We start from the raw sequence: 2628 nt of genomic DNA, 5'->3' as shown, positions 1-2628 counted from the left end.
GCATCAGGTGATCTTCACCAACGGCCGCTATTTCGTCGGCGACTTCATCGGCGAGTTCGAGCCGGGCAATCTGGTGCTGACCGGACCGAACCTGCCGCACAATTGGGTCAGCGATATCCCTAGGGACAGTTCGATCCCGCTGCGCGGCCGCATCATTCAGTTTTCCGAAAGTTTCATCGGCGATGCCATGCATGTGCTGCCGGAGTTGGCGGGACTTGCGGCTCTGCTCGAGGCGTCGCGGCGCGGCGTGCTGTTTTCCAGCCGCACCAGCAAGGCGCTGGCGCCGCTGATGGAAGAGATGATGCAGGCGCAAGGCGTGCGCCGCATCGAACTGTTCATGATGATCGCCGGCCTGCTCAGCCGCGCCCAGGAATTCCAGCTTTTGGCCAGCGCCAGCTACCGGCCCGATCCCTCCGGCTACATGACCGCCGGCATGAACAAGGCGCTCGCCTATATCAGGGAGAACCTGACGCAGTTGTTCGACGAGGCGGATCTCGCCGCCATCGCCGGCCAGTCGACCGGTGCGTTCTCGCGCTCGTTTCGCCGTCACACGGGCATGTCGCTGGTGCAGTATGTGAAGCGGCTGCGCATCAACCTCGCCTGCCAGATCCTGATGAGCGACGAGCAGGCCTCGATCACCGACATTTGCTACGAGGTCGGCTTCAACAATCTGTCCAATTTCAACCGGCAGTTCCTGGCGGAGAAGGGCATGCCGCCCTCGCGCTTCAGGCGCCTGCTGGCCGACAACATCAACGCGGGAAAAGCCGCTTAACGGAGGAGCCAGGGAGGAACCAAGGGAGGAATTTTTCTTTTGCATGACGACGTGAGCCGCGTGGAGCGGTTCGCGATGGAGCACACTTGTCTCAAATTTCCTCCGCTTAGCGGAGGATGTAGGCGCGGACTCGAAAGGCCGGCGCCGGACCCTAATTCCCAATTGCAGTTTGGGGCGAGGGCGGAGGCGTGTCTCCACACCAAAGCAGTCAGCGACCTTCTTACAACCATATCCAGAAACGGAGAAGACCGAATGACCAAACTTTCATCTTCATTGAAGTCCGCTGGCAAGTCCGCCGGCATGGCAGCCCTTGCGCTGTCGCTGCTGGCTGGCACCGCCATGGCCGCCGAAGTCACCGACGCCACCGTGGCCTTCCTGATGCCCGACCAGGCCTCGACCCGCTACGAGCAGCATGATTATCCCGGCTTCGCCGCCGAGATGAAGAAGCTGTGCCCGGGCTGCAAGGTGCTCTACCAGAACGCCGATGCCGACGCCTCGCGCCAGCAGCAGCAGTTCAACTCGGTGATCTCGCAGGGCGCCAAGGCGATCGTGCTCGACCCGGTCGACTCGACCGCCGCCGCCTCGCTGGTCAAGCTGGCGCAGAGCCAGAGCATCAAGGTCATCGCCTATGACCGGCCGATCCCGACAGCGCCGGCCGATTTCTATGTGTCGTTCAACAATGAAGGCATTGGCAAGGCCATCGCCGACTCGCTGGTCGAGCACCTGAAGGCGCTGAAGGTCGATCCGGCCAGCGGCGGTGTGCTGCAGATCAACGGCTCGCCGACCGACGCGGCGGCCGGCCTGATCAAGAAGGGCATCCATGCCGGCCTCGACAACAGTGGCTACAAGATCCTGGCCGAATACGACACGCCGGAATGGGCGCCGCCGAAGGCGCAGCAATGGGCCGGCGGCCAGATCACCCGCTTCGGACCAAAAATCCTCGGCGTGGTTGCGGCCAATGACGGCACCGGCGGCGGCGCCATCGCGGCCTTCAAGGCGGCCGGCGTCGATCCGGTGCCGCCGGTGACCGGCAATGACGCGACGATCGCGGCACTGCAGCTGATCATCGCCGGCGACCAGTACAACACCATCTCCAAGCCGAGCGAGATCGTGGCGGCGGCCGCCGCCAACATCGCCATCAAGCTGCTTTCGGGCGAGACGCCGAAGGCCGAGATGACGCTGTACGACACGCCCTCGCAGCTGTTCACGCCGGCCGTGGTGACGCAGGAAAACCTGAAGGCCGAGATCATCGACAAGAAGATCAACACCGCGGCCGAACTCTGCGTCGATCGTTACGCGGAAGGCTGCAAGAAGCTGGGCATCGGGAACTGACCGCGACCCTTGCCCGCTCCGCTGCCTGGCCACCGTGCGGTGGCCAGGCAGCGCTCATCCGACATTTGAACCGGTTTTGAAAGGCTTCCTGGCATGATCGATACCCCGGACGAACCGGTTCCGGCAGGCGAGCTGGTGCTCAGCCTGCGCGGCGTTTCGAAGAATTTCGGCGCCGTTTCGGCGCTCACCGACATCGATCTCGATGTCCATGCTGGCGAGGTGGTGGCGCTGGTCGGCGACAATGGCGCCGGCAAGTCGACCCTGGTCAAGATCCTGGCCGGCGTGCATCAGCCGAGTTCGGGCACCATCAATTATCGCGGCCAACAGGTGACGCTTGCAGATCCGAGTGCGGCGCTGACGCTCGGCATAGCCACCGTGTTCCAGGATCTGGCGCTGTGCGAGAACCTCGACATCGTCGCCAACATCTTTCTCGGCCGTGAGCTCAACCCGCTGCGGCTGGACGAGGTGGCGATGGAAGTGCGCGCCTGGACGCTGCTCAACGAGCTATCGGCGCGTATCCCAAG

3 protein-coding genes are annotated in these 2628 nt (G+C 63.5%); all 3 read left to right on the top strand.

What is annotated here, in order from left to right:
* A partial coding sequence (locus EN750_RS28330; protein WP_145967981.1) for an AraC family transcriptional regulator occupies window positions 1-772 on the top strand: 772 nt, incomplete at its 5' end.
* Between the two features lie 252 nt (window positions 773-1024).
* Window positions 1025-2104 carry a sugar ABC transporter substrate-binding protein gene (locus EN750_RS28325; RefSeq protein ID WP_127398709.1) on the top strand — a complete coding sequence of 360 codons (1080 nt, stop codon included), beginning with the start codon at window positions 1025-1027 and terminating at the stop codon, window positions 2102-2104.
* A 93-nt stretch (window positions 2105-2197) separates the two neighbouring features.
* On the top strand, window positions 2198-2628 hold a 431-nt coding region (locus EN750_RS28320), incomplete at its 3' end, for an ATP-binding cassette domain-containing protein (RefSeq protein WP_145967980.1).

The sequence above is a fragment of the Mesorhizobium sp. M7A.F.Ca.ET.027.03.2.1 genome (assembly GCF_003999175.1).
In the GTDB taxonomy this organism is placed as follows: Bacteria; Pseudomonadota; Alphaproteobacteria; order Rhizobiales; family Rhizobiaceae; genus Mesorhizobium.
The sequence above is the reverse complement of the archived record's forward strand: the minus strand, read 5'-3'. Positions and strand labels throughout refer to the sequence as shown.